General features: G+C 41.3%; 23 protein-coding genes and 1 other annotated feature. Of the genes, 2 read left to right on the top strand and 21 right to left on the bottom strand.

The genetic code is table 11. The annotated features are described in order from the left end of the window. Window positions 1-495: 495 nt before the first annotated feature. From VEB00_05115 to VEB00_05105, 3 genes are all read right to left on the bottom strand, one after another. On the bottom strand, window positions 496-2,550 hold the full coding sequence (locus VEB00_05115; GenBank protein HYF82393.1) for a glycosyl hydrolase family 18 protein: 2,055 nt from the start codon (window positions 2,548-2,550) through the stop codon (window positions 496-498). Window positions 2,551-2,683: 133 nt separating this feature from the next. After that, window positions 2,684-3,223 (bottom strand): ECF transporter S component, encoded by a 540-nt coding sequence (locus tag VEB00_05110; protein ID HYF82392.1) that lies wholly within the window; start codon window positions 3,221-3,223, stop codon window positions 2,684-2,686. A 144-nt stretch (window positions 3,224-3,367) separates the two neighbouring features. Next, window positions 3,368-4,012 (bottom strand): hypothetical protein, encoded by a 645-nt coding sequence (locus tag VEB00_05105; GenBank protein ID HYF82391.1) that lies wholly within the window; start codon window positions 4,010-4,012, stop codon window positions 3,368-3,370. A 204-nt stretch (window positions 4,013-4,216) separates the two neighbouring features. Here VEB00_05105 and rluF point away from each other — a divergent pair, with 204 nt between their 5' ends. Beyond that, window positions 4,217-4,978: a 23S rRNA pseudouridine(2604) synthase RluF gene (gene rluF, locus VEB00_05100; GenBank protein HYF82390.1), complete on the top strand. Its 762-nt coding sequence runs from the start codon at window positions 4,217-4,219 to the stop codon at window positions 4,976-4,978. A 116-nt stretch (window positions 4,979-5,094) separates the two neighbouring features. Continuing rightward, window positions 5,095-7,299: a YcdB/YcdC domain-containing protein gene (locus VEB00_05095; GenBank protein ID HYF82389.1), complete on the top strand. Its 2,205-nt coding sequence runs from the start codon at window positions 5,095-5,097 to the stop codon at window positions 7,297-7,299. 56 nt (window positions 7,300-7,355) lie between these two features. On the opposite strand, the gene fabG is transcribed toward VEB00_05095, so the two are convergent. From fabG to VEB00_05005, 18 genes are all read right to left on the bottom strand, one after another. After that, window positions 7,356-8,096 (bottom strand): 3-oxoacyl-[acyl-carrier-protein] reductase, encoded by a 741-nt coding sequence (gene fabG / locus VEB00_05090; GenBank protein ID HYF82388.1) that lies wholly within the window; start codon window positions 8,094-8,096, stop codon window positions 7,356-7,358. Window positions 8,097-8,129: 33 nt separating this feature from the next. Continuing rightward, entirely contained in the window at window positions 8,130-9,305 is a 1,176-nt protein-coding gene (locus VEB00_05085) for an acetyl-CoA C-acetyltransferase (GenBank protein HYF82387.1), read from the bottom strand. A gap of 634 nt (window positions 9,306-9,939) precedes the next feature. Continuing rightward, window positions 9,940-10,176: a hypothetical protein gene (locus VEB00_05080; protein ID HYF82386.1), complete on the bottom strand. Its 237-nt coding sequence runs from the start codon at window positions 10,174-10,176 to the stop codon at window positions 9,940-9,942. Window positions 10,177-10,299: 123 nt separating this feature from the next. After that, window positions 10,300-10,827, bottom strand: coding sequence for a hypothetical protein (locus VEB00_05075; GenBank protein ID HYF82385.1), 528 nt, complete (start codon window positions 10,825-10,827; stop codon window positions 10,300-10,302). Window positions 10,828-10,953: 126 nt separating this feature from the next. Beyond that, a complete protein-coding gene (locus VEB00_05070) occupies window positions 10,954-11,277 on the bottom strand; it encodes a hypothetical protein (protein HYF82384.1) in 324 nt (107 codons plus the stop codon). Window positions 11,278-11,441: 164 nt separating this feature from the next. Next, window positions 11,442-14,084: a pyruvate, phosphate dikinase gene (ppdK, locus tag VEB00_05065; GenBank protein ID HYF82383.1), complete on the bottom strand. Its 2,643-nt coding sequence runs from the start codon at window positions 14,082-14,084 to the stop codon at window positions 11,442-11,444. Beyond that, the gene (locus VEB00_05060; protein HYF82382.1) at window positions 14,081-14,899 is read right to left on the bottom strand and encodes a pyruvate, water dikinase regulatory protein; all 819 of its coding nucleotides are present in this window, start codon (window positions 14,897-14,899) and stop codon (window positions 14,081-14,083) included. Before VEB00_05060 ends, ppdK begins: the two co-directional genes overlap by 4 nt. Window positions 14,900-14,913: 14 nt before the next feature. Continuing rightward, on the bottom strand, window positions 14,914-15,555 hold the full coding sequence (locus VEB00_05055) for a helix-turn-helix transcriptional regulator (GenBank protein ID HYF82381.1): 642 nt from the start codon (window positions 15,553-15,555) through the stop codon (window positions 14,914-14,916). Window positions 15,556-15,779: 224 nt separating this feature from the next. Continuing rightward, a complete protein-coding gene (gene glyS, locus VEB00_05050) occupies window positions 15,780-17,864 on the bottom strand; it encodes a glycine--tRNA ligase subunit beta (GenBank protein HYF82380.1) in 2,085 nt (694 codons plus the stop codon). Further along, window positions 17,857-18,753: a glycine--tRNA ligase subunit alpha gene (glyQ, locus tag VEB00_05045; GenBank protein ID HYF82379.1), complete on the bottom strand. Its 897-nt coding sequence runs from the start codon at window positions 18,751-18,753 to the stop codon at window positions 17,857-17,859. The genes glyS and glyQ overlap by 8 nt, the downstream gene beginning before the upstream one ends. Window positions 18,754-18,811: 58 nt before the next feature. Next, window positions 18,812-18,998 (bottom strand) — a binding site (T-box leader). A 61-nt stretch (window positions 18,999-19,059) separates the two neighbouring features. Next, window positions 19,060-19,665 carry a DUF4342 domain-containing protein gene (locus VEB00_05040; GenBank protein ID HYF82378.1) on the bottom strand — a complete coding sequence of 202 codons (606 nt, stop codon included), beginning with the start codon at window positions 19,663-19,665 and terminating at the stop codon, window positions 19,060-19,062. A gap of 33 nt (window positions 19,666-19,698) precedes the next feature. Beyond that, the gene (gene recO, locus VEB00_05035; protein ID HYF82377.1) at window positions 19,699-20,469 is read right to left on the bottom strand and encodes a DNA repair protein RecO; all 771 of its coding nucleotides are present in this window, start codon (window positions 20,467-20,469) and stop codon (window positions 19,699-19,701) included. A gap of 4 nt (window positions 20,470-20,473) precedes the next feature. Then, window positions 20,474-21,376 (bottom strand): GTPase Era, encoded by a 903-nt coding sequence (gene era, locus VEB00_05030; protein HYF82376.1) that lies wholly within the window; start codon window positions 21,374-21,376, stop codon window positions 20,474-20,476. Window positions 21,377-21,474: 98 nt separating this feature from the next. Continuing rightward, a complete protein-coding gene (gene cdd / locus VEB00_05025; GenBank protein HYF82375.1) occupies window positions 21,475-21,867 on the bottom strand; it encodes a cytidine deaminase in 393 nt (130 codons plus the stop codon). 5 nt (window positions 21,868-21,872) lie between these two features. Continuing rightward, a complete protein-coding gene (locus VEB00_05020) occupies window positions 21,873-22,916 on the bottom strand; it encodes a DUF3048 domain-containing protein (GenBank protein HYF82374.1) in 1,044 nt (347 codons plus the stop codon). Window positions 22,917-23,115: 199 nt separating this feature from the next. Further along, entirely contained in the window at window positions 23,116-23,493 is a 378-nt protein-coding gene (locus tag VEB00_05015) for a diacylglycerol kinase family protein (GenBank protein HYF82373.1), read from the bottom strand. 15 nt (window positions 23,494-23,508) lie between these two features. Continuing rightward, entirely contained in the window at window positions 23,509-23,994 is a 486-nt protein-coding gene (gene ybeY, locus VEB00_05010) for an rRNA maturation RNase YbeY (GenBank protein ID HYF82372.1), read from the bottom strand. Between the two features lie 129 nt (window positions 23,995-24,123). After that, complete coding sequence (locus VEB00_05005) at window positions 24,124-26,184, bottom strand: HDIG domain-containing protein (GenBank protein HYF82371.1); 2,061 nt, start codon at window positions 26,182-26,184, stop codon at window positions 24,124-24,126. Window positions 26,185-26,197 lie beyond the last annotated feature (13 nt).

The raw sequence follows: 26,197 nt of genomic DNA, 5'->3' as shown, positions 1-26,197 counted from the left end.
GTCATAGCCACATATGAGTATACAAAAATTGATGGCACTAATTCTCTCCGCCTAAGAAAAGTCTAACGCCTTCCAATATCCATCCGTGGACGTGGAAGGCTTGCTTCGGCGTCCTGCCTCGCATACGACTTTTCTAAGGCTCCGTTCATAAGTGCCATTGACAATTTCTGTATAAGCATACTTAGGCTATTGACATGGCTGTTCTACTAATTAGCTACTCAGTAGAGGAAAGCTATGTATCGATATAGGAAAGCATTAGCTTTGTATATCAGCGAACACTTATAAGTCTTTGGGTAACAGAATAGAGCTTGATACGTAGGAAAACCCGTAAGATTTACGTGATGTAAATCTAGCACATACCAACAGGAGGTTGGGTTTATGTGCGTTAGGGTTTTACAAGTATCAAGCTCTAATTCTGTCCAAAGCTTATACTGTGTGAGTCGATATACAAAGCTAATGCTCTTATGTGGCTATTGACACGGTTGTTCTTATTACCTAGCTATTTTTGATTGTCTTTGCGATTACTTCCCAGATTGTCTGCTTTTCCAAGCCATACTTCCAGGATGCTATGCCCCCCAGCCTGTACTTGTTCACCAGCTCAGCCTTAAGCTTTATGGATCTTTCGTCCTCCAGCCATATCTTATAAGTTGTCTTGCCCACATTATATGTGGCATAGTACTGTCCACTTGCAGCATCCCATGTCTTTGAAGCTTTGTTTTCTGCGATTATGCTTTCTGCCTTACTCATAGAAATAGCTTGGGATGTGACAACCGGATTGCTGCTGCCATTAACATACTCCTCTTTCCACAGTCTTGTATAGAAGGGAACTCCGAGAAGCAATTTTTCTTTTGGAACTTCCTTCAATACTCTTTGCACGCTCTGTTCAACCCAGGTCAGCTGTGCAACAGATCCACTTACCGGACTGCCGCCCCAGTGCTGGTCATAAGCCATTAGAGCCACATAATCCACAGTTTTGGAAAGCGCAGCCCTGTCAAAACTCTCGGACCAGTTGGAGTTTACTGCAATTATTGATACATCAACTGAAAGTTTCAAGGCATTTGCTTTTGTCTGTTTATAAAGCTCTTTCATAAACAGAGTGAAAGCATTCTTATCTTTCGTATACATGTTCTCAAAATCAATATTTATGCCATCCAGCTTATATTTCTTCGCATTACTTATAATGGAGCTTATAAGCTTTGCCCTTGCACCTGCATTACTAAGCAGCTTATTCGTCATTGCAGGATCAAATTTATTGTCCACTAAAGCCCAGACCTTATAACCGTTCTTATGAGCCCAGCTGCTGTAGCTGAGGCTTCCCCTGTCATCCAAATCACCCTTCTCGTTTGCAAGTGTAAACCAGGTAGGGGATACCACATTCAATCCGTCTACCTTCTTGACCTGCGACATGTCGGGGGTATTATTCCAGATATAGTGCCATGAAAGGTTCACTTTCTTTCCCAATTCATCATCACTGAATTCTGGTACGCTGTTATACACTACCCAGCTGTCGCCTATATTCTTCATATATAATGTTTTCTTTATCTTATATCTGCCATAAGCATAATTGCCAGTATCCAGCACCATATCATAGGATATATCGATGGCAGCAAGGTATCTGGATTTGCTTAGGACTACAAAGCTTTCATTCTCTATATGCTTCCTGTTGACAAGCCCACTGGGGTATTGAATATTTAGCTGTTCAGACCTTATAACATTTATTTTGCCTTCTTTTCCTATTGAAAGGGAGAGTGGCTCATTAAAGCTCAAGTCGCCTTCACTTAGGGAGTTCATTACACTATTTTCATAATTGGAGGCAAATGCAGTCAATGCAGTATCTGCTGTTTCCTTTAAAGCCTCTCTGGTTCTCAGCACTCTTCCTATTACAGCTGCAGCCTGTGCTCTGGTTGCCTTGCCCTTAGGTGCGAAGCTTCCATCCGGCAGCCCTGTAATTATTCCCAATGATGTAACTTTATCAATGCTGTCCTTATATTTATAGTACTGGGCTATATCCTTGAAGCTGAGCTTCTCCCCAGTGACATCAGCGTTCTGAACCGCTTTGGCAGTAATAACCGCCATTTCCTCCCTGGTTATCTCCTTATAGGGATAAAAATAATAACCACTAAATATAGTCAGCAGCCCATTTTCTTTGGCTGCAGAAATATACTTCTGACTCCAGTTGCTGCTTGTAACATCATTATAGCTTTGAGTGAATTCATCATCCGCAGCAATTCCCAATGCCCTCACAAGCATAGCCACGAACTCTTCTCTGGACACAGTCCTATCAGGCTGCATCGTACCATTATCATAGCCTTTTATTATATCCATATAGCTCAATTCCAAGAGTTCATCTTTAGCCCAATAATTAGCTATATCCTTGAAATTGTATGTGTTGTCTTCAATGAGCAATAGCTCCTTTTTCGCTATCTGCTTGTCCGCTAAAGGTGCATCCTCTTCATATGTACCTTCTGCTGCGAATACAGGCATGCATATGTTCAACGCGAATACTAATGCCAAAAACAGCAAAAAATACCTTGTGACCTTTTTCTTCATTACCTCACACTCCCCCATAACCATTATACCAATTATGTAAACTTGGTTGGTTACAGGGACATTTCAAAAAAAATGTATAAAATAGAAAAAACCATGTATTCGCTTTAAAAATACATGGTTTTATAAGTGTCTTCTATCTGTTTTTGAAGTAGCTGGTCTTTTTTATCGCTGCTATGATTACAAAGGCTATAGCGGCACCAGCTGTGACCTGTATAACATTGCCCAATATGCTGAATATAGGCTGTTTAATATTCCAAGTGATTACGGCTTCTGCAACGTAGTATCCGAATATCATCCAGATGCCTGCTAAAAGCATTCCTATTGCATTCTTTACCACACTTTCGCCCTTTGCTCCTCCCATGTAGGCCAGACTTCCTGCAATCAAGCCCATCATTGCTTTAATCACAAGAGTATATGGTGCCCATACAGAGAAACCGGAGAGTATATCAAACATAGTCATGCCTATTGCTCCGGATATAGCCGCAAATTTTCCTCCGAAAACCACTGCGGTAAGGAATATCATGCTGTCTCCCAAATGAATAACTCCACCATTTCCATAAGGTATATGGATAGCCCAGGCTGCCACGAAGGTCAGTGCAGATAAAAGTCCCATTTGTACAATAGCTCTGATATTTGAACTAGTACTGCTGTAATTTGAATTTCTTGTTTCCATTTGCCCACGCTCCCCCATAGAATATGCATTTCAGTTATGTGTCTTTAAGTTAATTATACAGGAGCATCAATCTGGAACAATATCAAATCCACTTTTTTGCACACAATTTCATCACTTTCTGTTCAATTGTATCGATACAATACGTCATATTACCTCCTGCGCTGTCTCCCTGCTTTTTACCGCTGTTGTCTTGATATAGTCAATATAGTCAAGGCCTGTGAGTCCCAAATGTATTGCAACCTGCTCTATCGCATACAATGAAATAATCTCTATCATCTGGAGCTTCAGTACTTGTTCCTCAATGGGAGTAAGCACACATGCAAGATGTTTTTTAACTGAGAGCTCGAGGCTGAAAGGCTTGCCATAGGACACAGACAATCTGTAAAAAAGCAGCGGATCCACCTCCACGTCGCAGAGCCAATCATTAAAAAACTTGTTCAGCTCCTCATTAATCTCATTGAAAAGCTCTTGTTTAGATTCACTGTCAATTTTGATGTTTTTTAGATTTTTTGTGTGCCTTTTCAGAGGGTTTATAAATAAAGCGCAAATAATTACCGGATAAAAATCCTTAGCTTCATATAAAAGCCTTTTGTACTCCTCGGCGCTGATTATCCTTTTCTCATTAACGTACTTCATTAATGCCTCAATATTTTCTGAAACATAATAGTTCAAAAAAATCGTTCTCAATGTGCAAATAACGCCACGCAGTATAATACTATAAATCTCTGAAGGGGTTTTACAGTCATCGGCGATTTTCAGCTTGCTTCTAGTATTCTCGCTTTTACTCATATGCACACCTCCAAAAGATTCTATTTAGGTAATTAAATGCATCTATGATATGCTTTTCCTATATATCTAATTATTTACATTTTCTTTTCATATATTCAATTTCTTAACCACATAAATTGATTATTTTGCTAAATATAAGTAAAATATATACTAAGTAGCCTCGAGCCGCGTGCCACGAGCCAAAAAGTTGAAAGGAAGTACTTCATGAAAAGTAAAATACAAATGAATTCGGATACAAGTGAGAGCATCCGAATTAATAAATACATAAGCGAGAAGGGGTTATGCTCCCGAAGAGAAGCCGATGAGCTCATCAGACAGGGACGTGTCACCATAAACAATGAAAAAGCAGAGATGGGCAGCAAGGTTTATCCCGGGGATAATGTAAAGCTGGGCGGCAAGTCCTTGAAACCCAAAGAACGACCGGTGTACCTGGCTTTTAACAAACCACCAGGCATAGTAAGCACCACGGACCAAAAGGAAAAAAACAATATAATAGATCTCATCAACTTTCCAAAGAGAATATTTCCTGTAGGAAGGCTGGACAAGGAGTCTGAAGGTCTAATATTCCTCACCAGCGATGGAGATATTGTAAATAAGATTCTCCGGGCAGGAAACAACCATGAAAAGGAATATATAGTGACTGTAAACAAACCTATAACCGAGGGCTTTGTCGAGTCCATGGCAAATGGTGTACGAATATTAGGAACTGTCACCAAAAAGTGTAAAGCTGTACAGATGTCCAAGTATATGTTTAGAATAATTCTTACGGAAGGAATGAACAGACAAATAAGACGGATGTGCGAGGTATTCGGCTATGAAGTGGTGAAACTCAAGCGGGTAAGGATCATGAACGTAACGCTTGGTTCGCTGCCGGTAGGCCAGTGGAGATACTTAACACCGGATGAGCTTAAGGTCATTAACAAGCTTATCGCAAGCTCAGTAAAGACAGAGGAAGCTTCAATATAAAAATGATTTTGTAAAAACCACATTTTTTTGGAACTTTTATTAATTCATGGCAGTCAAAGGATTATATTAGAAATTTGGTACATAATCAATTAAAAGCAAAGGAAAGGGAGATTAGAATGAAAAGGATAATATCAATCATAACACTGACTGCATTGATCTTCGGCGTCCTTCTTGCAGGTCCCGTATCTGCTGCAGAGGACAGCAAGCTGGAACTCAAAAAGGCAATAGATATTGCCAAGACAACCTTCAACATTGATACTACAAGCTTAGACTTCAATAGCAGCTATTCAGAAACAAAGTTTGGCAGGAAGCTTTGGTTCCTGAACTGGAACTCCACCCTTGGAAGCGGTTCAAGCATCAACGTTACTGTGGACGCAGCAACTGGTGAAATAATTAATATGAGTAAATGGGAAAATTACGCCGTACCAACAAAGAAAATACCGAAATACACAAGAGAAGAAGCTCAAAAGGTAGCAACGGAGCTTGTTAAAAAGCTGCATCCTGACAAATTCAATAATACAGAGCTTATGGATGAATACCAGAATAACCTTTTCCGCCCTGTCTACAACAATGATATTTACAGCTTCTTTTTCATGAGAAAGGTAGACGGAATCGACTTTCAGGACAATGGTATGCAAGTCCAGATAGATAAGAACACACTTAAGGTAAGACATTTCAGCTTGGAATGGGATACAGTGATTCCTATTCCCGATTCGAAGAAGGCAATCAATGTAGGAGCAGCTAAGAAAATTAACGCCGAGAAGCTCGGTTTGGAATTAGCATATCAGATGATATATCCGAATCCTCCAGGGAACCCCAAGCTGATACTTGTATACTCTCAGAAGAATAGCAGCAATCCTATTGATGCTATTACCGGCGAAATAATCACCCAGCCATACTACGGATCAATGTATGCAATGCAGGAAAAATACGCTCTCGGTGGCGATGGGGGCAGGTTCGCCTCTGTGCCAACGCCACAGGAGCAGAAGGTAATTGATGATTCCAGCAAATATATCAGCAAGGAAAAAGCCATAGAAGCTCTTAAAAAGTACGTATCTGTAGACAGCAAATTCAATATGGACAATTCAAGCCTCTATGGCGGCCAAAGCATTGAAAGTGCTGTTTGGAACTTCAGTTGGAGCTACACAGACAAGACAAATAACGCATATTACTATATATATGGCGCGGTAGATGCTGTTACAGGTGAAGTAAAGAACTTCAACATCAGCAGCAGCGAGAATGGAGCTAAGCCTAACAGCACTCCTAAGTACACGAAGGAACAATGCAACGAGATAGCTAAAAAATTCCTTCAGGAGATACAGCCTGTTAAATTCAAGAATTCAGAATACAGAGAACAGTACATGGACGCCTACATGAAGCTTCAAAACACAGCAAGCTACAATATGAACTTTATCAGGAAGGAAAACGGAGTATCCGCTCCCTTCAATAACCTAAACGTCACTGTAAGCGCATATACAGGCAAGGTAATAGGATTTAACATGATGTGGAACAACCTGGAGTTCCCGGATGCAAAAGGTGTAATAAGCCTTGAAGACGCTTACAAGACACTTTATGCAAAGCATGACCTAATGCTTAAGTATATAAGGATATATGATTATAACAGATATAATGAAAGCATGATGATAAAGCTCGCTTACATGCTGGATAACTTCAACGGTATGATTGATGCAAAGAGCGGGCAGTTCATAGACTATAGCGGAAAACCTATAATTGAAGCTAATAAAGCTGCATTCACAGATATTGCAGGTCATAAGTTTGAAAAGGATATCAAGCTGCTTGTAGAGCTGGGTGTCCTAGATTCCACAGAAAGCAAATTCGATCCGGACACAAAAATACTTCAAAAGGATTTTGTAAAGCTTCTGATGAAAGCTACACAGCCGGAATACTATCCTATCCCTTATGCAACAGCTGACAGCAGTGAATACGACAGGTACTATGAAAATGCAATAGCGCAGAATATACTGACGAAAAAGGATAAAAACCCCGAAGCTTGTGTCACAAGAATGGACGCTTCAAAAATGATGGTAAAAGCACTGGGTGTAGGATTCCTTGCAGACTTGGGTAATATGTTCGTTAGCAACCTTAAGGATGCCAATACCATACCCACCAAAAACATAGGTTATGTCTCAATAGCAGATACGCTCGGTCTTGTTGATACAGCCGATGGCAACTTTAAGCCGAACCTTGAACTTACAAAGGCAGATACAGCAGGAATGCTTATAAAATACCTCACAGTAGAAAAGACACCTTTAGATTCTCAGGTATCTGAGAATCCGGCAATAGTGCCACTAAAGAAATAACAGCTAATTAAAAAATGGATTGCTCATTGAGCAATCCATTTTTTAATATATAAATATTAGATTACGAGTCCCCCATCTACTGAGAGAACAGCTCCAGTCACGAAGCTTGCTTCATCAGAGGCAAGGAACAGGAACGCATTCGCAATATCTTCAGGTTTTCCGAGTCTCTGCAGAGGAGCCTTCTCCTTCATCAGATCCAGTACCTTCTCCGGAACAGCTTCAGTCATAGGAGTCATTATGAAACCTGGAGCAACCGCATTTACCCTAATGCCTTTTCTTCCAAGCTCCTTGGCCCAGGTCTTTGTCATACCTATAACTCCCCACTTTGCAGCTGCATAGTTGGTCTGACCTACATTGCCGTATAATCCTACTACAGAAGAGGCATTGAGTATTACTCCGCTTCCCTGCTCGGTCATTATGTCAAGTACAGCCTGCGCACAGTTGTATACGCCCTTCAGGTTGATATTGATTACTTTATCAAACTGCTCTTCTGTCATCTTCTTGAGCATTGCGTCAGCTGTTACACCTGCATTGTTCACAAGTATATCAATTCTGCCCCAAGCCTGCTTAACGCCTGCTACCATTTCATCTACCTGTGCACGCTTGCTGACATCAACCTTGAAGCCCATTGCTTCAGCACCCATTGCCTTTATTTCCGCAACTACTTCTTTTATTGCATCCTCACGTGTACCTGCGACTACTACCTTTGCACCTTCTCTGGCAAAAACCATTGCAGTCTCTTTACCTATTCCCTTTGTAGAGCCGGTAATTATAGCTACTTTATCCTTTAATCTCAATTAAATATTCCTCCTTCTAACTTCTATCGTATACTACATTTCTACTACTAGAGCTGTACCCATACCGCCGCCTATGCACAAGGTCGCAAGGCCATGCTTTAAGTTCCTTCTCTTCATTTCATAAAGAAGTGTGATGAGTATTCTTGCACCGCTTGCCCCAACAGGATGTCCCAAGGCAATAGCTCCGCCATTTACATTTACTTTGCTCATATCAAAACCCAGCTCCTTTGCAACTGCGAGAGCCTGTGCAGCAAAAGCTTCATTAGCTTCTATAAGGTCAATATCTTCAAGTTTGAGCTTCGATCTTTCCAATGCCTTCTTTACTGCAGGAACCGGTCCAATACCCATTATGCTTGGATCTACACCTGCCGAACCATAGCCTGCTATCTTTGCAAGGGGCTTAAGTCCAAGCTCCTTTGCTTTGTCAGCTGCCATTATTACTAAAGCAGCAGCTCCATCATTTATACCTGATGCGTTTCCTGCTGTTACTGTACCATCCTTCTTAAATGCTGGTCTAAGCTTTGAAAGAGCTTCTGCAGTTATCCCAGCCCTTGGGAACTCGTCTGTGTCAACAATTACGTCGCCCTTCTTTGATGAGATGACTACAGGAACTATTTCATCCTTGAATTTGCCTGCCTTTATAGCTGCTTCAGCTTTGTTCTGGCTGGATGCTGAAAACTCATCCTGTTCTTCTCTTGAAATGCTGTACTTCTCTGCCAAATTTTCGGCAGTCATACCCATATGATAGTTGTTGAATATATCAGTGAGGGAGTCATGTATCATTGAGTCCACTATCTCTCCATGTCCCATTCTATAGCCTGTTCTTGCATTTTTCAATAAATATGGAGCTGCGCTCATGTTCTCGGTACCACCTGCAACTACAACATCACATTCTCCGGATATAATCTGCTGAGCAGCAATCTGTACAGCCCTCAAGCCTGATCCGCATATCATATTGATTGTATATGCTGGTTTTTCAACAGGTATACCTGCTTTTACAGCTACCTGTCTTGCTACTCCCTGTCCCAATCCAGCCTGGAGAATACAGCCTAATACTGTCTCATCCACCATATCAGGGGTAATGCCTGCTCTTTTAATTGCTTCCTTAACTGCAGCCACCCCAAGGTCAACCGCTGGAACTCCTGCAAGGCTGCCGTTGAAACTTCCTATTGCGGTTCTAGCCGCACCTACAATTACAACTTCTCTCATTGTTATTATAACCTCCTCGATAATTATATTCTTATCCTTATAAAAGTTATGCAACTATTATGCCAAGTATTCATTTACTGCCTCACAACGGGCGCCCCTGCCACTGGCGAACGATGTTCATCCCTGCATTCTCCGAAGCCCCCGAACCAAAGGGACCTTTCTCGCCCAAAATCAGGCGCACATCTCGCATTTATTAACATACTAGCTCCCTAACCAACCAATAATACCAGTTTAACATTATCTACATTTTCTAATACTTATATTCGCATCCGTCCCTCTCCGGCCGTGTGGTTACAGGCATAATTCACAGCTGCTTGTCCATTCTTGCAACATATTCCCAGTAACATCCCTTATTGTTGCTGCAGAACCCTTAGCAAAACTAAGGTATGCCTGAACTCGTAAGATTCATTTGCAATAAACCCCTTCCTCAGCTGCTCAATTTTTTGCAGCTGTACTGAAAGGTTGTTGAAAAGGCAGGCATTATGACCGCGGATCAAGACAGAAATGTACAGTAAGATCAAATATGTAATACAAAGGTATAGAGAGCCCGAGCTCTCTATGTCTAGTTGCTGAATTCAGCATATTGCCAAAAATATACTTCTGGGAAGACTAATTCTTGCCGTTATATATGGATTTAGCACTTCTTATGATGATCATCTTCTTCTTCGCATACTGCATTGATGTTGATTATCGCCACATTGTTCATTACGAATATGAATTTAATTTTCTTCGGGCAGCAGCATTCATCATTGTCATGACAGCCACCGTCATATTCCCTTGAGCTCATCATTTCTCTAACAGCATCCACATTGTCTGCAAGGACTTGTGCTGCTTCAGATGACAGCAATTCAGGCATCTTTACATATTCCATAAATTCACCTCCTTTCTTTTAATGGGCGGAGAATCTAAACCGGTTTGTCTTCTTCCACTAGCATAGTATGACTTGTACATTGTTTTGCTACTGATTGTACTAAAAACCATTTTCTCACTATTTTTAGTTCTCCATAAGCCAGGCCTTATATCCCAATTCCCTCTTCTTATCAGCTAAATGCTCCAAAGCTTCATTTATATCAATTTTACATCGAGCTACCAGCTTTCTGTTACATGCTTGCCTTGGTATCAATTTTAATATTTTCTTGGCTTCTTCCATCCTTGCCTCAAGCACTGCCACCTCTAGCTTTAATTGACTCAGCTCATTCAGCAATTCTTCCCAATGAAAACCTCTTTTACCAAGCGCACCATCATTTATCTTTATATGACAGTTGCCAATCTGTTCTTCTGTTTCTCCTGAGCCACAGGTATTATCGCACTCATCCACTGTGTCATCTATGCCAATTGTTACATTGCAAAATACAAGCTTGACATTTGTTGGATTGCAATTACAATCTAAAGTACAGTTCTGTCCTACTATTAGCTCCTCACCGGATTGGTGGTCTACAATAATTTTAAGTAATTCTGGGTTTTCTGATATCATTTCTGCAAACACCGGTGATATAAGTTCAGGCATAATAACTCTTTCCATGTTTTCATCACCTCACTTTCTGAATCCTGTTATGTATAGTTGAGCATAGGTACAATAATTCATTTATCATGTACCTATGCATTTTAAGCAATCTTTCTCAAAAAAAAACAATGGTAAGATCGTTGCTTATGCCGTGTAACTTTCTTCTTCGCATACTGCATTGATATTGATTACCACTGCGTTGTTCAATAGAAATATGAATTTTACCTTTTTCGAGCAGCAGCATTCATCATCTTCCCAGCATTCTTCCTGTGTATATTTCTTACCTCTTTTTTTATCTTCTTTTTTGTCTTCCTTTTTGTCATGTTTCTTATCTTCTTTTATATACTTTTTCCATGTTGCAGCCATTTCGTCCTTGGGGCTCGGCTCACCTTTAGCGGTATATACATTGCCTGCTAAAGCCTTTATTAATTCCGGCGAAAGCATTTCGGGCATTTTTACAAATCCCATAAATTCACCTCCCCTTTTTTCCAATTGTAGAATCAGAACCGGTTTATTTTCTTCCACTAGCATTATATGACTTGTACATTTTAATGCTACAGTTTGTCTGAGGTAAATAAAAAAATCCGCATATCCCAATTGGGATATGCGGATTTTGATTCAAATATTTCTATTTATTTCTGGCTGTATTCGCCCATTTTGTCCTTAATATTTGCCTGTGCTGCAGCAAGTCTTGCTATCGGCACTCTGAATGGTGAGCAGGATACATAGTTAAGTCCTACCTTATGGCAGAATTCTATGGATGCAGGGTCTCCGCCGTGCTCTCCGCAGATACCGAGCTTTATTCCCGGTCTTACACTTCTCCCAAGCTCTGCAGCCATCTTAATAAGCTTTCCTACGCCGTTCTGGTCGAGAGTTTGGAATGGATCCTGTTCGAATATGCCTTTGTTGAGGTATTCCTTTATGAACTTGCCTGCGTCGTCTCTTGAGAAGCCATAGGTCATCTGTGTAAGGTCATTGGTGCCAAAGGAGAAGAACTCAGCTGACTTTGCTATTTCATCAGCTGTCACAGCACCTCTTGGCACTTCTATCATCGTACCATACATATACTCAAGCTTTATTCCGGATTCAGCTATAATCTTATCAGCTGTTTCTCTAACTATCTTTTCAATGTATGTAAGCTCTCTGATATCCCCTACGAGTGGAATCATTATTTCAGGATGTACATCTATTCCCTTATTCTTCTTCACATATACGGCAGCTTCAATTATAGCTCTTGCCTGCATTTCAGCTAGCTCAGGATATGTTACTGCAAGTCGGCAGCCCCTGTGACCGAGCATAGGGTTGAACTCATGCAAACTCTCAACTCTTTCTTTAAGCGTTTTGAACTCAATACCCATTGTCTTCGCAAGTTCTTTGATATCCTCATCAGAATGAGGCAGGAACTCATGCAGTGGTGGATCCAAAAGCCTTATAGTAACAGGTCTTGCTTCCATAGCCTCGAATATACCTATGAAATCCTCTCTCTGCATTGGGAGAAGCTTTACTAATGCGACCTTTCTCTCTTCAAGAGTTTCGGATATAATCATTTCTCTGACTGCCGGTATTCTGTCTTCATCAAAGAACATATGCTCTGTACGACAGAGGCCTATGCCTTCTGCGCCAAATGCCACAGCTTGCTGCGCATCCCTGGGAGTATCAGCGTTTGTTCTTACCTTAAGCTTTCTTACATCATCAGCCCATGACATCAGAGTTCCGAAATGGCCGGACATTTCTGGAGTCTTTGTAGCAATAACTCCTTCATAGACATGACCGGTACTGCCGTTGATGGATATTAAGTCGCCTTCCTTGTATATCTTGCTGCCGATTGAGAACTGCTTTGCATCTTCATTAACCTTAATATCTTCGCAGCCGGCTACACAGCACTTACCCATACCTCTTGCTACAACTGCAGCATGTGAAGTCATACCGCCTCTAGCTGTAAGTATTCCCTGGGATTCTGCCATGCCTTCAATATCTTCAGGTGAAGTTTCTTGTCTTACAAGTACTACCTTCTCACCATTCTTTGCTGCATCTACTGCTGCAGCTGCTGTAAAGTATACCTTACCTGAAGCAGCTCCAGGTGAAGCCGGAAGTCCTTTTGCTATTGAAGTTACTTTCTTAAGTGCTTCAGTGTCAAAGTTAGGATGCAGCAACTGGTCAAGTTGTGAAGGTTCAACTCTCATTACAGCTTCTTCCTTGCTTAACTTGCCTTCTTCAACAAGCTCAACAGCAACTCTAAGTGCTGCACCAGCTGTTCTCTTGCCGTTCCTTGTCTGGAGCATGAACAGCTTGCCCTTTTCTATTGTGAATTCTATGTCCTGCATATCTCTGTAGTGGTCTTCCAAGAGATTTGCAACGCTTACAAACTGGTCATAAACTTCCTTGTTGATTTCACCGAGCTTATCAATTGTCTGAGGTGTTCTTACACCTGCAACAACGTCTTCACCCTGTGCATTCATAAGGAATTCGCCGTATAATTTTCTTTCTCCGGTTGATGGGTTTCTTGTGAAAGCAACTCCTGTTCCGCAGTCATTTCCCATATTCCCGAATACCATTGACTGTATGTTAACGGCTGTACCGAGGTTTCCCGGTATGTTATTCATTGCTCTGTATATTATTGCTCTTTCATTATTCCATGATCTGAATACTGCTGTCACTGAGTGCAAAAGCTGTTCCCTGGGATTCTGCGGGAAGCTCTCGCCTTTCTCCTGCTTGTAGAGACCCTTGAATCTCTCAACAACTTCCTTAAGGTCTGAAGCTGTAAGGTCAGTATCATATTTCACATGCTTTTCTTCTTTTATTGCATCAAGAATTTTTTCGAACTTTGGCTTTGGAATCTCCATAACAACATCACTGAACATCTGAATGAATCTTCTATAGCTGTCCATTGCGAATCTTTCATTGCCAGTGCTGTTTTTCACTGTTTCAACAACTTCGTCATTCAAGCCGAGATTAAGAATTGTATCCATCATACCAGGCATTGAAAACTTTGCACCGGATCTTACAGATACGAGAAGCGGATTGCTTCCACCGCCGAAGGTCTTGCCTGTGGCAGTTTCCAGCTGCTTGAGCTCTGCGAATATTTCATCGTTAAGCTCTTTCCAAATCTGCTCATTTTGGTTATAGTACTCGTTGCAGGCCTCAGTCGTTATAGTAAATCCTGGAGGTACAGGCAGCCCTATATTGCTCATTTCAGCCAAGTTTGCGCCTTTTCCTCCTAAGAGGTCTTTCATTGAAGCCTTTCCTTCTTTAAAGTTGTAAACATACTTCTTCATTCCTCGTTAGCCTCCTTTAATATTTGCAGTATAATATTTGCTGTTTCCTCAATGGCTTTATCAGTTACATCTACTACGCTGCAACCGATTTTATTCATGATTTCTTCAGCATATTTAAGCTCATAGGCTATTCTCTCCATGCTTGCATAATTTGCTTCACTTTTTAGCCCATGAGATTTCAACCTTTCCAGTCTTATTGGATTCAGATGGTCTGAACTGATCACCAAACCAATTATCTTCTTTGGAGATATTTCAAAAAGCTCCTTTTGTGGCTTCACTTCAGGCATTAGCGGTATATTGGCCACCTTTATATTCTTGGTTGCCAGGAACATGCTGAGAGGAGTCTTGGAGGTCCTGGAGATTCCAAGCAATACCAGGTCAGCCTTCTTTATACCCCTTGGGTCCTTGCAGTCGTCATACTTTACTGCAAATTCCATAGCCTCAACCTTTTTGAAGTATTCATCATCAAGCTTTCTCATAGCCCCTGGTATATCTGTAGGGTGCTGCTTTGTGACTTTAGCTATGGCATCAACCGCAGGCCCCATTATATCAACATAAGTAATATTATGCTCATCAGCCTGCTTTTTCAGATATTCTCTAAGCTCAGGAACCACAAGTGTAAACATTATTATACTGTCCAGGTCCTTTGCCTCGCTTATTACTTCCTGTATGCTCTCTATTTCGGTAACATACGGTATCCATTTTATTCTGATTTCACATTCAGGGTACTGGGCAGTTGCGGCTTTTGCCACCTGCTCCGCAGTTTCTCCTATTGAATCTGATATCACAAATATTACTACCCTATTTTTATCCATAATATCCCCCTAACCTATTGCTTGCACAAATCATAAAGCAGTTTAGTAATAGTGGTTTTGGATACCTTGCCGGTTATTTTGAATAGTTCCTTGCCTTCTTCATTCTTAAAAGGCTCTACTACCGGTATGCTGTCTATTTCATGGGTAATAAGCCTAACTACTGCGTCATATGCACTTTCAGTATCCAATATATAAATTATATTAGGCATCCTCGACATAATCATTCCAATCGGCATATTGTGTATGTCGTTATTGCCGATTGCAATCTTTATGAAGTCCTTTCTGGACACTACCCCAGTAAGTGCTCCTTTATTCTGCACATAGATTGTACCAACATTCATTAAAAAAAGCGTAACAATCGCATCATATACGGTTGTTGCTTCATCAACTACCACAGGAATTGACTTTATTTCAGCAACCTTTATGCTCTTTATGAAATCGCTGCCTATGTTGTTTACACTCTTTCCCGAGTAAAAATATCCTACCTTTGGCCTGGCTTCAAGCATGTCGGACATCGTAAGTATTGTAAGATCAGGCCTTAAGGCTGCTCTTGTCATATTGAGCTTTGCTGCCAGCTGCTCGCTGGTTATAGGCTGATTATTCTTTACCAGCTCTACTATCTGTTTCTGACGACTTGTAAATTCTATGGCTATCACCTGCCTCGAAACGTTTTTAGCGGTCATTTTACCTGCTATATATGATGTGCAATATATATATAACTTATGAGATTTACCTTATTTATACTGCATTCTCTATAAATACTATCATAAAGCATTTATCATCACAATAAAAAAATCAAATTTTATATCATTGAAAAAATTTGGAGTGTACAAAATGCCGGCACTTTGTAAATCCGACCTTTCAAAGTGCCGGTCTGAATTTATTTGTTCACTACTATCGCACCCAAGTCTGCCATTCTGTTCATCATGTTGGCCATGCTCTTTAAGAGTCCCAGCCTGTTGTTCTTTATATCCTCATCTTCTACCATTACCATAATATTATCGAAGAAGTCATCTATAGGTTTCTTAAGCGTAATCATAAGCCTCAATGCTTCTCCATACTCCCTATTGTCCACATATCCTTCATATTCCGTATTCACCCTGTCAAAGGCTTTCAAAAGCTCCAGTTCAGCTTTCTCTGTGAAAAGTTCTGCATTTATTTGGGAACTCTTAGCCTTAGCAGCAAGATTGGAAACTCTGCTTACTGAGCCCAGGATATTAAGGAACTCATCCCTATACTTCCACTTTGACAGCTCCTCAATTTTCATATATGCGTCATATATATCATCAAACTCAGCATTTATAACAGCATCAATCACATCATATTCGAAACCCTTGTCTATCATGACGTTCCTGAATCTCTGCTTGAAGAATTCAATTATGTCTCTCTTTATCGTCTTTATATCGCCCGTAAGTATACCTTTTTCTGCATAGGACTTGAGAGCGGTATCTGCAAGATGTGCCAATCCCAAATGCATTTTTGCCTCAAGTATTATCGAATTGACTCCTATTGCCTGCCGCCTCAGAGCGTATGGGTCTTGGGAACCCGTCGGCTGTATACCTATTGCGTAGCAGCCGCAGATAGTGTCCATTTTATCTGAGATGCTCAGGATTGAACCATTTACAGTTTCAGGAGTATAATCTCCTGCAAACCTTGGAAGATAATGCTCAAGTATTGCATCCGCCACTTCTTGCTTTTCACCCTGCATCAGTGCATATTCTCTTCCCATTATTCCCTGCAGCTCATCAAATTCCTTAACCATCCCGGAAACCAGATCAGCCTTGCATAAGTACGCAGACCTTAGCAGATTCTTTCGTTCGCCGCTGTTTAATCCAACCACTTCTGCAAGGTATTCGCTTAGGCCTCTTATTCTTTGTGTCTTGTCATATATGGTGCCTAAGGTTTCCTGGAATACTATATTCTTTAATTTCTCCACACAGCTCTCTAATGAATTCTTCTTGTCCTCGCTGTAGAAGAAATTCGCATCTGCCAGTCTTGCCCTAAGAACTTTCTCATTTCCTTCCTGTACTGTTTCCAGGAAGCGATTGTCGCCGTTTCTTACAGTAATGAAGTAATTCATAAGCTTTTTATTCTTATCTAAAACTGGGAAATACCTCTGATGCTCCTTCATCGGAGTAATAACTACTTCCTTTGGAAGCTTGAGATATTCATCTTCAAAGCCGCCCATGAGAGCAGTAGGATATTCCAAAAGATATACAACCTCTTCCAGCAGCTCTTCATCCATTAGCGCCTCTCCGCCTTTTGCCTTTGCCAGCGCTTCACACTGCTTGCGTATCAGCGAGCGTCTTTCGTCCTGATCTACAATGACGAAGCCTTCCCTGAGTTTTTCAAAATACTCTGCTGTATTTCTTATCTCTATGCTGCCATTTGACAATACTCTATGTCCCTTTGTGCTCCTGCTGCACTGAATTCCGTCCTTGTCAAACTCTATCAGCTCGTCTCCCAGTATTGGCACCAGCCATCTGACAGGTCTTGCAAACCTGAAGGATTTATTGCCCCATTTCATTGACTTGGGAAAGGTGATTGATGTAAGTATGTTAGGAAGTATTGTCTTTAACACTTCTTTAGTTGGCCGACCTTTTTCCTGCTTTTTAAAATATACATATTCCACTCCGGAAAGCTCCTGAATAAACACATCCTGCAGTTCTGCCTTCTGGCCTTTTAAGAAGCCTGATAAAGCCTTGCTCGGGTTGCCATTTTCATCATAGGCTGCTTTCCTGGAAGGGCCTTTTACCAGTTCCTCCAAATCCTCCTGCTGCTCTGCAATCCCTCTGACGAAAAGTACTATTCTTCTTGGAGTGCCATATGACTTTATCTCCTCAAAAACTATCCTATTACCTTTAAGCATTGACTCTGCAATACCTTTAACCTGTTCCAGCGTAGCTGGCATATACTTGGCAGGGATTTCCTCCGTGCCTATCTCGAACAACAAATCCTTATTCATTTTTCGCACCTCCGGATACAGCCTTTTTGAGCAGGGGATATCCCATAGACTCTCTTTGCTTCAGGTAGCCCTGAGCTACAAGCCTCGCAAGATTCCTTACCCTTCCAATAAAACTGGTTCTTTCAGTAACGCTTATAGCTTTCCTTGCATCCAGTATATTGAAAGCATGCGAGCATTTTAGAACATAATCATAGGCTGGCAGAACAATATTCTTATCAAGCAACCTCTTAGCCTCTCCCTCATATTCCTCAAAAAGCCTGAAAAGCAGCTTTGTATCCGCTTCTTCGAAGCTGTATCTGGAATGCTCATATTCCGCAACCTTGAATACATCACCGTAATTTATACCTGCAACCCATTCTATGTCAAATACGTTGTTTATATTCTGGATATACATTGCTATTCTCTCTAAACCATAGGTTAGCTCCGCAGATTCCAGCTGGCAGTCTACGCTTCCTACCTGCTGGAAGTATGTGAATTGAGTTACCTCCATTCCATCCAGCCATACCTCCCAGCCAAGTCCCCAAGCTCCAAGAGTAGGGGCTTCCCAGTTGTCCTCTACAAATCTGATGTCATGTTTGAGCGGGTCGATTCCCAATGCTTTAAGACTTCCCAGATATAAATCCTGCACATTGTCCGGTGAAGGCTTTAAAATTACCTGGAACTGATGGTGCTGATACAGCCTGTTGGGATTTTCCCCATATCTTGCATCCGCAGGCCTCCTTGAAGGCTCTACATAAGCCACTCTCCAAGGCTCCGGCCCCAGCGCTTTTAAAAATGTGTAAGGGCTCATCGTACCCGCACCCTTCTCCACATCGTAAGGCTGTGCGATAATGCAATGCTGTTCAGCCCAGTATTTCTGAAGCGTCAGAATAATCTCTTGAAATGTCATTTCATATCCCTCCAAATACTGATTTTGATAAAATAAAAAAAACCCTTCATCCCTTGCTGCAAGGGACGAAAGGTTTACTTCCGCGGTTCCACCCTTTTTGGTCTGATAAAAGAACCTTATCAAACCCTCTTTTCATACCTCTGCTCCAAAGCGCCCTTCGTCAAGCTGCACTGCCGAGCTTCCACCAGCTCCCGGCTCTCTAAGAGTGCAATAATTTGATTACTTCTCTTCTTCAACGCATTGCATACCGTTTAAACTCGGTATACTAACTTTAATTTAGCAAATCGTATATATTTTGTCAATAGTCTATTGTGTAAAAGTGTCGTCAACGTTTACGTTGGAAGCATCAGTATAGTCATTGCTCTTAAAGGTGTAGTCATCCATATTTTCTGCGCTGAAGGTATCAATATCGTCCGCTAATCCGGTTTTTTGGCCGGTTGCGCCAGACTTCATGTTCCTGATATCACCAGTTACATTTTTTATCTTATTTGCAATATCATCTGCGGTATTTGTGATTGCCTGTGACACATTAATAGTCTGTTTGTTTGGCCTTTCCACCTCTATGGTACACTTTGACAGCAGTGCAACTGCCGCTCCTATTGCTGTAAGCTGTGGAATTGCTACTGCGCTTATGGCTCCAGCTGTAACGGGTATGTCAAGTATTACATATTCATCCTTTTTAACTCTTATCCTATTCACATTGCCTGACTTTACTATTCCTTTCAGCTTGTCAACCGCCTCGTTGCCTTTTACAGAGATTGTCTCTGTCCACCTCTTATCCCCAACTGCTTCAATATTTATCAAGGCATCCACTACATTGCCGCCAGCTGCTTCAAGGGCATCCTTAGCTTCCTTATAAGAAACACCTGTCCTATCCCTGATAATGTCAACCTTTTCAAGACTTATATCCATGGGACCTACTCCTTTCAAATCTTTTTAAAATTTCTAGAAACCTGAATCCTTTATATCATCCAAAAAATCAAGCGACTTAAACCTTTTATCCAAGTGGCTTAGGATGAAGGATCTAGTTATTTTATCTATTTCATTAAAAATAGTATTATCAATTTTCTTTGTATTTAATCTAGAAATTTCAGTATTCAACAAAAATTTAAAAACCTCTATGGTACCATGGCTGATCTTGAAAACATCTCCATCCTTCCATAATCTCTCATCAGTGCTGCAATCGCCGCAAATGACACCTCCAAGATTGACGCTGAACTTGATAAAATCCTCACTTGATTTCCCGCATATTGCACACTTGGCTAAATTGGGTCTGTATCCGCTGATATCCATAAGCTTCAGCTGATAGCCCACGTGTAATAATCCCATTGGTATTTCTCCGGTAGAAAGATAATAAAGTACCTTCGCAAGCAGCAGAAACAATCTTTCGCTCGGTATATCCTCATCAGATACAGATTCTGCAAGCTCCGCAAAATAGGTGGCATAAGAAAGCCTCAATAGATCTTTCCTTATATTATAAAAGGTTTCTCTTGTTGAAGCTTGCGATACATGATAGAAGTTCGCACCCTTGTATACTACAAACTCACTGAAAACAAAAACCTCCGACGATGAAAGAAGGCTGCTTTTTGGTTTTCGGCAGCCTTTGGCAATCGCTTTGATTTTTCCGTTGTTTCTTGTGAGTATTGTCAGTATTCTATCCGCTTCGCCGAGATTGGTGTGCTTTAGGACAATACCTTCAGTCTTTGATATTGACATTTCTTCACTCCCACTTATACCCGAAGTTCTTAAGCGCGCCTTTATTGTCACGCCAATCATTTTTAACCTTGACCCAAAGCTGCAGGTTGATTTTGCAGTCCAGCAGACTCTCAATGTCAACTCTTGCTCTAGTGCCTATCTCTTTTAACATTTTGCCTTGCTTTCCTATTATCATCCCTTTGTGGGAATCCTTTTCACAGAATATAGTGGCTTCAATATCTATAAGGTCCTTATTTTCCCTTTCCTTCATGGAGGTAATATCTACAGCGGTTCCATGGGGCACTTCCTCTTCGGTAAGCTCAAGTATCTTTTCCCTTATTATCTCAGATACAATGAATTTCTCCGGCATGTCAGTGTATATGTCCTCAGTGAAATACTTGGGGCCCTCCGGCAGATGTTTTACTATCTCCTTCAAAAGCTCGTCAAGGTTCTCTCCGGTACTTGCTGAAATAGGTATTATAGCGTCAAAGTGGTTCTCATGCGTAACCAAGGATGCTGCAACCTGCTCCAGTCTGGATTTTGCTATCCTGTCTATCTTGTTCAACACAAGAATGACAGGGGAGTCGACCTTTCCCGCCACTTCGATTATATGCATATCTCCAGGACCTATTTCTGCGGAACAGTCAAACATCACTATAACAACATCCACGCCTTTTAATGACTCTGTTGCCGTCTTTACCATGTACTCTCCCAGCGCATGCCGGGGTTTGTGTATGCCGGGTGTATCGATAAAAACAATCTGATACTCATCATTTGTGTATATGCAGCGTATTGAGTTCCTGGTTGTCTGGGGTTTGCTGGATATTATCGATACCCGCTCCCCCAGCAGCCTGTTTATTAGAGTAGACTTTCCCACATTTGGTCTTCCGATTATTGTTACAAAGCCTGATTTAAATTTTTTATCCATAATTTCTCTCCTTCGGTGAATTTAAAATAAATATTCCTCCAGAATACCTTTTCTTAAAACACCATCCTCTGCTTACTTCTATATTATTATTCGATATATTATTTATCCGCTTCGAATTCTACGAAGGCTTCAGGCAGCAGCTCACCTATAGTATGAACTCTAGTCGTGCCTTCGCTTTTGGTTAAAAGCTTTATATCCAAGCCCCATTCAGACATGAACTGTCTGCAAATACCGCAGGGATATGTAAAACCCTTCAGATTGCTTGCTACAGCAATAGCTTCAAATTCCCTCTCTCCTTCAGAAATCGCTTTTGTGAATGCAACTCTTTCCGCGCAGATTGTCGCTCCATACGAAGAGTTCTCAATGTTGCAGCCAGTATATATCTTACCGCTCTTCGTCAACAATGCCGCCCCAACCTTAAAATTCGAATACTTTACATAGGCGTTTTTCATCGCTTCCTGTGCTTTTTCTATTAGTATATCGTAATTCATGATTTTCACTCCTTTATCTCTATCCTCACATAGTCCGGAACCACCTGAATCCATGTAGTGCCTTTGTTCATGATAATCTCATTGCCTTTAAGGTCTTTATATATTGTCTTGGCACTCCTGCTGCTCTTGCTCCATTCTATTTCTATCAACTTTCCGGCTGTGAGATAGTAGCCTCTGTCCTTTCCTAAATTGCTTACCTCTAATCGGCCCACTTTATCTAGAACCTTTGCAGTTGTTTTTTCAACAATTATATTGGTAGTGGCTATATCTTTGCTTGATTCTTTGTCTTTAAGCCTTATTCCGTTTATTGTCCTATAATATAATTTGTCCTTTTCATTATATTCATACCCGACAGTATAGTTCTTGCTGTAATTAAAGCTTATTGATCCGGTATTCTTACCGTCCAGGTTAAGGAACTCCTCACTGAACTTAAAATATTCTGGTGCTGTTTTATTATTGAATTTGTTGCTTTCCATTACTTCCCTCATAAGCTTGGTGCTTGTGTAAAGATTGTGAGGCATCTTCCTGTCAGTTGATCTCCAGAAGCATGGAGATCCTTTCAAGTCATTGAGGGTATCGACTTTCAGCGTCACCAAATCCTGCAGTGCCTGAGGACTTCCGCCGCAATGCACGTATACTGCATTAAGCTCCATTGCCTTATCTATGAAGTAAGGTCTGGCACTTCTCACCGGACCGATTTTATCAGAAGGGTTATGATGATAGACAGCCATATATCTTGTGATATTCCCTTCAACAGGAATCTCATATACTATCTCGGCATCCAGAAGCCCTGACTGAGGTCTTGCATTATACTCGTTATCCAGCATTACAGCTATGGGTCTCAGCTTCAAATCCTCCGCATCTTCTACAAGCATCCCTGTCAAAGTACAAGGTGGGCCTTCCGGCGGTTCTGGAGTTGGTTGAACAGTTGGCATAGGTGTGACTACCGGTTCAACATTGGATACTTCCACCTTTTTGCCGCACCCGGAAAACATTACTGGAATTAAGAATACAATCATCAGCACAGACAGCCATCTTCTACTATTCATTCGAAACCCTCTTTTCTAAATAATATATTAAAATACGACGAAGGGAACGCATACCACTGAAGACACTGAAATTCACTGAATTCACGGCGGGAAGATATTATAAACTACCGTGTAATTCCGTGAAACATCCGTGTGCTCCGTGGTTCCCGTGCTTTTACCCGTAAAGAATACCTAGGCTTGTCCCTTTAACTCATATATACTATTCAAGCAATTTCAAGACTATAGCCGATAAATACTTTCCGAAGACCAGAAGCCCCACGATTACCGAGTTCAAGGCAGCCACCAATACAGCTCCTGCCGCTACATCCTTTGCAATCTTGGCAATAGGGTGATACTCCAGTGTAGCAGTATCAACCGCCCTCTCCACAGCAGTATTTATTATCTCACATATGAATACCATGGAGATTGATATAAGCACCATTATAAACTCAGTCTTGACAACTTTCAGAAGTATTCCTGACAGCAGGACAATAATGGCAACTACGAGATGTATTCTCATATTCCTTTGGGTTTTTATACAGTATGCTATTCCTTCCGCTGCATATCTCAGGCTTGCAAAAAATCTCCTTGGCCCCACTTCTTCACTTCCCATTTACCTCGTAAGGTTCATTTCTTTCAGTATTATCTCCTGCTTTTCAAACATTTCTTTCTCTGCTGCTTCATCCTCATGGTCATAGCCCAGCAGGTGCAGCATCCCATGGACGAGCAAAAAAGCCAGTTCCCTATTAATGCTGTGTCCGTAATCCTCTGCTTGTTCCCGTACGCTTCTCATTGATATGACTATATCTCCCAGTGCTATCTCCTCATCAATATATTCGGCATTTTCATCCTCTTCCTCAAGCTCTTCCTCCGTAAAATCAATCATTGGGAAGGAAAGAACATCTGTCTCCTTATCAATACCCCTATATTCATTGTTCAGGCTCCGCATCTCTTCGTCGCCTACGAAGGAAATGCTTACCTCGTAATCTTCCTCGCATTCCTCGTAAGCCAAGACCTTTTCTACTACTTGTGTAACCAAGGCTTCCATAGCCTCATCAACTTCTATACCCTTTTGTCTGTTGTCTATCAATACTGACATTTAAAAACTCCTCCAATCGTTTTTTTATATTAGATATTTTAGTGCAAATCCAAGTATAAGACATATGCTATTTTTTCGTTGCGCGTTACGCGTAACCTTACTCCATTGTCTAGCCCATTATTCAGTCCTTCATATGTCCCGTATGTTTTCAGGATATTCTATTCTTTCATGGAATATACCTGCCAAAACCTTCATGAAGGCCTGCCCTATCATTTCCAAGTCTTTAAGCGTCAAGTCGCATCCGTCGAGCTGTGCATCATTTAGCTTATCTTTGATTATCTTCCTCACACCCTGCTCTACCTGATCCTGTGTAGGCTCAGATAAAGACCTGATATATGCTTCTACAGAATCCGCCAGCATGACTATTGCAGCTTCCTGTGTCTGCGGCTTTCTGAAGGGGTATCTGAACTTACCTTCCTCGACTGCTTCAGTTCCCTCTGTATTCAATGCCTTATGATAGAAATATGCTACCAGAGTATTTCCATGATGCTCCTCAATTATCCTTACAACAGCAGAGGGAAGCTTGCTCTTTCTGGCAATCTCCACTCCATCCTTCACATGGGAGGTTATGACAAGAGTACTTAGATTAGGTGTAATCTTATCATGAGGATTATCCTTTGTAATTTGATTCTCCTTGAAAAAATACGGCCTCTTCAGCTTGCCTATGTCATGATAGTATGCCCCTACTCGGCACAAAAGAGGATTTGCCCCTATCTCTTCTGCTGCTTCCTCAGCCAGATTGCCCACCAGTATTGAATGATAGTATGTGCCTGGTGCCTCAATAAGAAGCCTTCTAAGAATTGGCTGGTTGGGATTTGACAGCTCCAGCAGCTTTAAGGGCGTTATGATGTCAAAGGTGGATTCAAAGAACGGCAGTGTGCCTATAGTAAGAACCGCCGAGAGTACCCCACCGATAGCGCCATACATTCCATTGTTTAACATCCTGTATATGTCTTCCCTGTTAAGTATTCCTACGCTGAATATAATCAGCAGGCTGACCAGACTTACTGCAAAACCCGCCAGAATAAAAGTGCTCCTGTGGTGAGTTCTGGATACCATCTCCGCTCCGAGTATGCCTGTCAGAAGCATTATCGCTACCACCGACATGTCAAAACCGCCTAGGAAGCCTGCAAGTATCGACATCATTATGTTTGACAGTATGGCAACTCTTGTGCTTACTAGTATTGAAATCAGCATTGTACCTGCCGGCAATATTATCAGATAACTGGAAATATTCTTGACCACCATTGTAATGACCAGTGTTATCACCGCTATCAGGCTGATGAGAAAAATCGTGGAATTGCTTGCCCACAGCTTTTTGTCCAGCCTCTTCAGGTACAAACCCATTATTACGAGACAAATGCTTATTATTATTCCATAGCCAGCATATATCTGAAGTTCGAAGCTGCTGCCGCCCACGTACAGCAGTCCGTAAGCCTTTAAAAGCTGTATTTGAGCCTGTGTAACTTCCTTTCCCTTATTGACTATAATTGTGCCCTTCCGTATTACCACTTGCTCAACCTTTTCTCTTTCCTGCTGTTTCTTGGCTAGTGTGGTCGGTTCATCGTAATACATATTGGGTCTCAAGGTCATTACAGCAATATCTGCACCAATTTCATTAAGCTTACTTTTCTTGGGAAGATTCATAAAGAACTCCCTTATGTCGCTTCTCTTGTCATTCAATTGCTGCTCTGTAATTCTCTCGCTTAGTATCTGGTTTATTATATATTTGATATTGCCGCTGAGCGTCTTAAGATCAGTCTCAGATGCATCCAGGAGCGTATTATACAAGCTGTTGCCAAGGCTAATGTTTGACTCTTGCTCCAAGATTGTAAGCTTCTGTGCCTTATCGATGCCTTCGCTCTTCTTTACTGTATCCAGCAATAAAAAGAAGTTGTCTGTTTTCTTTTCTATATCAATCTGTACAGTCAAATCAAGCTTATATACCAAATCAACGCTTTCCTCTGCTTGCTGCCTTCTAAGCTCAGTCGCTGACTTGTCCACTATATCTGAAGGGGCATAGATGTCTTCGTTGGATATCTCTCCCACCTTAAGACTATAAACCTCTGGTCTTGCATTCAGCACGAACAAGGAAAAGAGCGCAGCAAAAAGGCAGGCAATCAGAACTATCCTGATGGTTGTACTGCTTCTGACCAGCTTCCTTAAATTTGAAACAGAAAAATTTATCATTTGATCTCCCCTG

It is taken from the genome of Clostridia bacterium, assembly GCA_035628995.1.
Classification (GTDB): domain Bacteria; phylum Bacillota; class Clostridia; order Lutisporales; family Lutisporaceae; genus BRH-c25.
This window is presented reverse-complemented; position numbering and strand designations above follow the sequence as displayed.